Source organism: Hamadaea sp. NPDC051192 (assembly GCF_040682475.1).
Classification (GTDB): domain Bacteria; phylum Actinomycetota; class Actinomycetes; order Mycobacteriales; family Micromonosporaceae; genus Hamadaea; species Hamadaea flava.
On record NZ_JBFBAZ010000235.1, the window covers coordinates 1 to 7684 of the forward strand.

Sequence of the window (7684 nt, forward strand, 5' to 3'; positions counted from 1 at the left end):
GAAACTCCATGATCAACGAGCGGGGCGAGCGGGGCGAGCGGGGCGAGCGGGCGAGCGGGGCGAGCGGGCGAGCGGGCGAGCGGGGCGAGCGGGCGGGGGGCGAGCGGGGGCGAGCGGGCTAGAGGGTGGCGCGGAGGTCTTTGCGCAGGATCTTGCCGGACGCGCTCTTCGGGATCGCGTCGACGAACGTGACCGCGCGCACCTTCTTGTAGGGCGCGACGCGGCCGGAGACGTACTCGATGACGTCGGACGCGGTTAGCGAGGAGCCGGCAGCGGCGACGACGAAGGCGTGCGGGATCTCTTCGCCGTCGGCGTCGTGCCCGGCGATCACGGCCGCGTCCGCGATGCCGGGGTGGTTGAGCAGCACCGCTTCCAGTTCGGCGGGCGGCACCTGGTAGCCCTTGTACTTGATCAGTTCCTTGACCCGATCGAGGATGTACCAGTCGCCGTCGGCGTCGACCATGCCCAGGTCGCCGGTGTGCAGCCAGCCGTCGGCGTCGATGGTGGCCGCGGTCTCGTCGGGGCGGCCGAGGTAGCCCAGCATCACCTGCGGGCCCCGGATCAGCAGTTCGCCGCTCTCCCCCACACCGGCGTCCGCGCCGGTCGCGACGTCGACGACGCGCGCCTCGGTGTTCGGCAGCAGCGGGCCGATCGAGCCGGCCTTGTTCTGCCGTGCTCCGTAGGGCTGGGCGTGGGTCACTGGGGACAGCTCGGTCATGCCGTAGCCCTGCTGGACCGCGCAGCCGAGCCGGGCGGCGCAGGCGGCGGCGAGGTCGCCGTCGAGCGGGGCCGCGCCGGAGAAGACCACCTCCAGGGCGGAGAGGTCGTAGTCGGCGACGCTGGGGTGCTTGGCGAGCGCCAGGACCACCGGCGGCGCGACCATCGCCCGGGTGACCTTGTGGGCCGCGAGGGCGCCGAGGAACTCCGCGAGGTCGAAGCGCGGCAGGATCACCAGCGCGCCGCCCCGGGCCAGCACCATGTTCATCAGCACGGTCAGGCCGTAGATGTGGAAGAACGGCAGGATCGCGATCACGCGGTCGTAGCCGGCGTAGCTGATGGGCACTTGCGCCTGCTCGACGTTGGCCACGATGTTCCGGTGGGTGAGCATGACGCCCTTGGCCACGCCGGTCGTACCGCTGGAGTAGGGCAGGGTCGCCACGGCGGTGGCCGGGTCGAGGTCCACCACCGGCGCCGGTGCCGTCGAGGCGAGCAGCTCGCTCACCGACCGGTAGCCCTCGGCCTGGTCGCAGACGAAGACGGGAATCTCGGTCTGCGACGCGGTCACCCGGTCCAGGAACGGCGACACCGTCACGAGGAACCGCGCCTTCGAGTCGTGCAGCTGCGAGGCCAGGTCCGTCGGCGTCGCCAGGGCGTTCACCGTGGTCACGGTCGCGCCGGCGGCCAGCGCCGCGTGGAACACGACCGGGTACAGCAGCGTGTTCGGGCTGAAGATCGCCAGCACGTCCCCGGGGCGCAGGCCCGCCTCGGCCAGCCCGGCCGACAGCCGTTCCACCTGGTACGCCAAGTGCGCGTACGAGACGGTCTGTCCGGTCCGGCCGTCGATGAGCGCCGGAGCGTCCCCCCGTGCGGCAGCGCCGCCGAGGACGTGCTGCGGGATGGTGGCGTCCGGAACGGCGACGTCGGGGAACGGACTGCGGAACATCGAGCCCTCCAAGGGAAGTGACGTGCGCCACAGGGTACCCGTTCCCCGAGCCACCTGGTAGATCAATTGATCAACCGGTGAACGGCGTGAGGAGGTGCGTGAAGTCCCAGGTGTTCTGGACGATTCCGGAGCAGGTGTTGGAGTCGGTCACGCCGGGGCAGCCGCCGTTGTCCCGCTGGATCGCCCACATGGACAGTTCGCCGATTCCGTTGGCCCGCGCGAAGTCCAGCATGCGCTGGGCGTCCGGGAGGTAGGTGATCTCGGTCTTCTTCGGGTAGTCGTCGATGCCGGGCAGCAGCGTCAACCCGACCATCGCCCACAGCTGCGCCGGGGTCTTGGCCGGATACAGGGTGTGGAGCTGGTTGTAGAGGCCCTGGGCGGCGCTCAGCGCGGCGGCACCCATGTCGGTGGTGACCTTGTCGTAGTAGTCGAAGACCATCAGGTTCACGACGTCGACGCGTACGCCGTTGGCCAGGGCGTTCTGCAGGATCGCCAGCCCGGACGGTTCGAGTCCGTTCGCCGAGGTGGGCACGGTGTAGACGAGGTCGACCCGGCGACCGGTCGCCGCCGCCCAGTCCTGGAGCAGCTTGATCGCCTTGTTCCGGCGGTCGATGCCGTCGGCCTTGGTCAGCGACCGGCCTTCGATGTCCATGTCGAGGCGGGTCACCCCGAGCCGCACGACCACGTCCTCGTACGCCGCCGCGATGGCGGCCGGGTCCTGACAGGAGTCGCCGATCTCGGTGCCGCCCTGGTCTGCGCTCCAGCCGCCGAACGAGGGCACCACGTCGCCGCCGAGCGCCCGCAGTGCGGCGATGTCGTCCACATAGGCGTTGGAGGCGACCGTGCGCGCCTTCTCGCCGTTCCAGGCGAGCGTGCACGACGTCTTCGACAGCGTTTCGAGGAAGGCCAGCGTGAAGTAGCGCGCACCGGACTGTTGCGCCATCCCGGCCAGGGTTTCCGGCTGCCAGGTTTCGAAGTAGGGGGCGAAGACGCGGGCCGGCAGCGGCGTGGGCGCGGCCGCCGCCGGGCTGGGCAGGACGAGCACGGCCACTGCCGCAGCAGCCGCGAGGAGACGTCGGGCCATCGGGAACCGCCTTTCTGTCGCGAGATTGTAAGAAAGCCTTACTATCCACTCGCGACCGGTCAAGACGGCCGAACGGCGGCGCTCATGTCACGGCAGTGACACGTTTCGAAGCAGCGATACACACCACGCGAAGTGGCCGTCCTGACCCGTCTCGTCGTACGCCGCCGCGCCGATCAGCGCGTAGTACGCCTGATACAGCCGCAGCAGCTCCGGCGCGTACCCGAGACGGGTGGTCACGAGGGCGGTCATCGCCGCGGCCTGCTCGGTGGCGGCCGGGCCGTACATGTCGAAGAAGACCGCGAAGGTGGCCGCGTCGAACGCCGGATCACCGGCGGTGCTGAGGAAGCCCCAATCCAGGAGCCCACTGATGTTTCCGGCCGCGTCCACGAGGACGTTCGGCCGGCAGAGGTCGCCGTGGACGGCGCGCTCGGCTTCCGGGGCCAGGTCGGGCAGCGCCGCGGCCACGCGCTCGGCGATGGCGTCCACAGTAGGCAGTGCGGCACGCAGCACCTGATGATCCTTGGCCAGCCGGAGCTCCAGCAGGTTCACCAGGGAGGCTCGCCAGGTGTCGGCCGTCCACAGTGGCGTATGGGTGCCGAAGACCGGCAGCGCCCGAGCGGCCGGACCGGTCGCGGCGGCGGCCAGCGCCGCCAGCACGGTCACCGCACGTTCCCGTTGCTGCGCCAGGTCGAGTCCGGAGGAGGACAACGGAACGCCGGTGAGTTCGCGCTCGATGGTGACGACCTGGCCGTCCCGCTCGACGATGTCGAGGATCTCCGGCGTCGCGAACGGCAACGACAGCTCGGCGTAGAACTCCGCGAGCGGCCGGAGCTGCGCGGCGTCGCGGGTGAACCACGCCTTGGCGATCCGGCCGCCGGGCAGGCGGTAGACCACGCCCTCCATCCCCCGGCCGATCTCCGCCAGCGCACCTAGGTCGAGGGCAGCGTGATCGGTCACGCCGAGGCCAGCAGGTCGTCGCGGGAGACGAACTCCATGCGCGTACTCGGGATGGTGCAGGCGAACGCGCCCGCCACCGCGCCGTAGCGCAGACAGGTGTCCCAGTCCGCGCCGTCCAGCAACCCGAACAGGAAACCCGTGACGAAGGCGTCGCCCGCGCCGTTCGAGTCCACGACCGGAGCCGGCGGAACCAGTGCGGGCTGATGGCGTACCCGTTGGGCATCCCGGGTGAGCAGGAACGCGCCCGCGGATCCGGCGGTCGCGATCACCGCGCGCGCCCGGCCCCGCGCGAGCAGATCGCGCATCGCGGACTCGTGGTCCGCGAGCGCCGCGGCCGAGACGAAGACGATGTCCGCGTGCTCGGCGAAGCCCAGGTGGTAGGGGTTCGCCCCGTCCCAGTTGTGCAGGTCGGTGGAGATCGTCGCGCCACTGGCGACGATCGCGGGCAATGCCTGCGCACCCGGGTGCGTGATCGACACATGCGCATGGCGACTCACCCCGGCCAGCTTCGCGACCAGGTCCTCCGGGAAGCGGTCGTCGGCGTCGCCCCGGCTCACGTCGTAGAGCGACAACCGCCGCCCCGCCGGGTCGACGAGATTGACCGCCCGCTTGGTCCCGGCCGCGGTGGGCACGACCGTGAACCCCACCCCATGACGTTCGTGCAGGTCACGCACGAGGTCTCCCTCGCGATCCGCGCCCAGCACGTCGAGATGATGGGTACGCAGTCCCAGCGAGTGAAGCCCGAGAGCGACGAAGTCCCCCGTCTGCCCGGGGCGGGCCTGAATGGCCGGCACCATGTAGCTGTCGGCGTACGGGAGGGGTAGTTCGGGCACGTAGACGATGGTGTCGACACCTGCGCCACCGAGGACGAGCACGTCGTAGTCGGTCACTTTCACATTCCTTCGAAGGGTGCGGCATAACGGAACACGCCCGGCATCGGCGCGTCCGCCGTGAGCGGCCGGACCTGGAAGGCCTCGCCCCAGGCGGGTTCGGGCGGAGTGATCCCGAAGTCGGTCGACCGCCGGAAGCCGAACCGGCCGTAGAAGGCGGGCGAGCCGAGGAGCGCGACGAGGGGTTCGTCGAGGGCGTCGGCCGCCCCGAGCACGGCGTGCACCAGCGACTGGCCGATGCCCCGGCCCTGCCGATCCGGGCGTACGCCGATCGGGCCGAGCCCCAGCACCGGAAGGACGCCGAGGTCACCCGTCACGCGGCCGCGGGTGCAGACGACGTGCCCGACGACCTCGTCTCCGTCGACCGCCACCAGGGACAGGCGGGGCAGCCAACCGGCGTCGGCGCGCAGCTCGTCGAGCAGCCTCGCCTCGATCGGATCACCGCCGTCGCGGGTGAACGCCGCAGCGATCACGGCGCGTACGGCGGCCTGGTCAGCGGGCAGTTCCCGGCGAACGATCATGCGACCATCATGCCGCGACCGTCGAACGAGATTGTCGCCCCCACCCGATACGCTCATCGGACCATAGCGCTGTATCAATGGGGGGCGTAGTGCTGATCACGCGAGACGGCGACTTCTGCCAGGTCGACTTCGACTGGCGCGACGACGATCCCGAGCGCCCCGCGCACGACGTCCTGGTCCGCCTGATCGGCGCGACCGACTACGCGCACGACGACGGTGACCTGACGGCATACCTGATGGAGCGGGGCGACGACGGCGTGTGGCGGCTCTCCCTGCGGCTGCCGGCCGGATTCCGCACCTCCTACCAGTTCTGTCCGGTACGCGACGAGCCGCTGCGCGGCGGGCATCCCGACGACGACCGGTGGGCGGCGATCCTCACCGGCGGCCATCCCGATCCCGGCCACGGCGCGGGGATCGGCCCGTCGACGTGGCCGAACTACGGACAGGCGTCGGTGCTGAGCCTGCCCGACGCCCCGGCGCAGCCCTGGGTGGAACCAGGCGGCGCGCCCTGTGGCACCCTCACCCGGCACACCCTCGGCGACTCCGCGATCTGGGTGTACGCCCCAGCCGTCGACGCGGCCGAGCACGCGCTGGCGGTGTTGTTCGACGGCAAGGTGTGGGACGGCATCGGCGTCACCGTCGCCTTCGACAATCTGCACGCGGCCGGAGTCATCCCGCCGACCGTCGTCGTCGGCGTCGACTCGATCCATGGGCTGCCGCGCAACCAGGCGCTCACGCGGCCGGGCGTCCTGAGGTCGTTCCTGCTCGACGAACTGCTGCCCTTCGTCCACAAGGGATGGCCGGTGACCGCCGACCCGGCACGGACCGTTCTGGCCGGGCAGAGTCTCGGCGGGCTCGCCGCCGTCCGGATCGGCTTCGACCACCCCGACCGGTTCGGCCGCGTCCTGACACAGTCCGGTTCGTTCTGGCGAGCGGCCGACACCCCCGACGAGATCGACTCGCCCGCCCTCTTCGACGCGTACGCCGACGCGGACCGCGTACCGCTGCGGATCTTTCAGGAGGCGGGCAGCCTGGAGCGGACTCTGCTGACCCGCAACCGGATCTTCCACGGCATCCTGCTGGACCGCGGCATCCCGGTGACCTACCGGGAGTACCAGGGCGGCCATGACTACGCGTGCTGGCGCGGCGGGCTGGCCGACGGGCTCATCGATCTCCTCGGCGAGCCGGACGCGCTTCCCGCGGAATGACAACGGGGCATCGCCGGACACCTGAGTCCTCTACGATCCGCGGCCATGACGATGCCGCCGCCTCCGGAGACTCCGCAGGAGCCGCCGACCGGATGGACGCCGCCCGGCCAGCCCGAATATCCACAGCCCCAATACCCGACGGCACCGCCGCTCCCGCCGCACCAGCAGTATCCGCAGCAGGCCTATCCGCAGCAGCAGTTCCCGCCGCAGCAGGGTTATCCCGCGCCGCCGTTCCAGCCGCAACCGCCGATCCAGCAGCAACCGCCGTTCCAGCCGCAGCCGGCGCCGGGGGCCTCGCCCACTCCGCCGCCCGCCGCTCCGGCCGCGCCGCGCAAGCGCCGCACCGGACTGATCGTCACGATCGTCGGCGTGGTGCTCGTGCTGTGCTGCGGTGTGACCGGAGGCGGCGGCTGGTGGGCGTACTCGAAGTATCAGCAGGGCGCGGACGACAGCGAGATGAGCTCCATCGCCGTCAGCGTCCACGGCTACGAGTACGACGAGCACAAGGCGATCCTGTCGCTGGGCGGCAGCGGCTCGGTGACCGTCGACTACTACGACGGCGTCACCAAGCACTCCGTCACGACGGAATTGCCGTGGCAGAAGACCGTGACGGTCGCCCAGGACGACTTCCTCGTCTGGATGCGATCCACCGCCGACTCGGCGGGCAGCCCGCAACGGTGCACCATCGAGGTCGACGGCAGCCGGGCGACCGTGGGCGGCCCGGACAGCGGAGAGCAGGTCGCCTGCGCGGTCTCGTTCAGCTCCTGACGACCGCGGTGATCTCCACTTCCAGCACCGCACCGGGCAGGAAGAGGCGGCTCACCTCGACCGTGGTGCTCGCCGGAGGCGTCTGACCGGGCTCGACCGGGAAATGCTTCCGGCGCACCGCCCCGTACGCCGGGAGGTCGTCCAGGCTGGTCATGAAGGTGCGGATGTGCGCCACGTCGGCGAAACCCGCGCCCTGGGCGGCCAGTACGCCCTCGATGATCTCGAAGATGCGCTCGGACTGAGCCCCGGCGTCGCCGGGTGCGACCACCGCGCCGTCGTCGTCGACGGCCACCTGACCGGCCAGGAAGAGCAGTGCGCCGCCGCCGACGTCGAGCCGGGCGACGTGGGCGAACCGGTCGCCGAACGGGGCGGCGACGGCGGCGGGGTTGTCGAGGGTGAGGTTCACTTCTGCTCCTTCGGGTTGTGCCTCGCGGCGCTCATGCATCGCCGCAGGCTGCATTTGCGCGCTGGATCAGGGTTCCGTGTCGAATCTTGGGCCAAGATTCGACCCGGAACCCTGATCCAGCGCGATAAGTCCCCCCGGGGGAAAACGGGGAACGGCCGACCATGGCGGAGGCGGTGGCGTCCGGAGC

The 7684-nt window shown here is 70.9% G+C and carries 8 protein-coding genes; 2 read left to right on the forward strand and 6 right to left on the reverse strand.

Annotated features, from left to right (window positions below; all coding sequences use genetic code 11):
- Positions 1–118: 118 nt before the first annotated feature.
- From AB0M47_RS41355 to AB0M47_RS41375, 5 genes are all read right to left on the reverse strand, one after another.
- Complete coding sequence (locus AB0M47_RS41355) at positions 119–1663, reverse strand: 4-coumarate--CoA ligase family protein (RefSeq protein WP_363424138.1); 1545 nt, start codon at positions 1661–1663, stop codon at positions 119–121.
- A gap of 70 nt (positions 1664–1733) precedes the next feature.
- Positions 1734–2747: a chitinase gene (locus AB0M47_RS41360; protein ID WP_363424140.1), complete on the reverse strand. Its 1014-nt coding sequence runs from the start codon at positions 2745–2747 to the stop codon at positions 1734–1736.
- Between the two features lie 87 nt (positions 2748–2834).
- Positions 2835–3704 carry an aminoglycoside phosphotransferase family protein gene (locus tag AB0M47_RS41365; protein WP_363424142.1) on the reverse strand — a complete coding sequence of 290 codons (870 nt, stop codon included), beginning with the start codon at positions 3702–3704 and terminating at the stop codon, positions 2835–2837.
- Positions 3701–4594, reverse strand: a complete 894-nt coding sequence (locus AB0M47_RS41370) for an adenosine kinase (RefSeq protein ID WP_363424145.1) — start codon at positions 4592–4594, stop codon at positions 3701–3703. The genes AB0M47_RS41365 and AB0M47_RS41370 overlap by 4 nt, the downstream gene beginning before the upstream one ends.
- 2 nt (positions 4595–4596) lie before the next feature.
- Positions 4597–5115 (reverse strand): N-acetyltransferase, encoded by a 519-nt coding sequence (locus AB0M47_RS41375; RefSeq protein WP_363424147.1) that lies wholly within the window; start codon positions 5113–5115, stop codon positions 4597–4599.
- A gap of 89 nt (positions 5116–5204) precedes the next feature.
- Between AB0M47_RS41375 and AB0M47_RS41380 the strand changes: the two genes are divergently transcribed.
- Both AB0M47_RS41380 and AB0M47_RS41385 read left to right on the forward strand, forming a co-directional pair.
- Entirely contained in the window at positions 5205–6323 is a 1119-nt protein-coding gene (locus AB0M47_RS41380; RefSeq protein WP_363424150.1) for an alpha/beta hydrolase-fold protein, read from the forward strand.
- 45 nt (positions 6324–6368) lie between these two features.
- Entirely contained in the window at positions 6369–7091 is a 723-nt protein-coding gene (locus AB0M47_RS41385) for a hypothetical protein (protein WP_363424153.1), read from the forward strand.
- Here AB0M47_RS41385 and AB0M47_RS41390 read toward each other — a convergent pair.
- Positions 7081–7497, reverse strand: a complete 417-nt coding sequence (locus AB0M47_RS41390; protein WP_363424156.1) for a RidA family protein — start codon at positions 7495–7497, stop codon at positions 7081–7083. The two genes, AB0M47_RS41385 and AB0M47_RS41390, sit on opposite strands and share 11 nt — an antisense overlap.
- Between the last annotated feature and the right edge of the window lie 187 nt (positions 7498–7684).

Excerpts from the sequence above, each read along its gene's own strand:
- AB0M47_RS41355 (WP_363424138.1), bottom strand. The coding sequence starts at position 1,663 with ATGTTCCGCAGTCCGTTCCCCGACGTCGCCGTTCCGGACGCCACCATC.
- AB0M47_RS41360 (WP_363424140.1), bottom strand. The coding sequence starts at position 2,747 with ATGGCCCGACGTCTCCTCGCGGCTGCTGCGGCAGTGGCCGTGCTCGTC.
- AB0M47_RS41375 (WP_363424147.1), bottom strand. The coding sequence starts at position 5,115 with ATGATCGTTCGCCGGGAACTGCCCGCTGACCAGGCCGCCGTACGCGCC.
- AB0M47_RS41385 (WP_363424153.1), top strand. The coding sequence starts at position 6,369 with ATGACGATGCCGCCGCCTCCGGAGACTCCGCAGGAGCCGCCGACCGGA.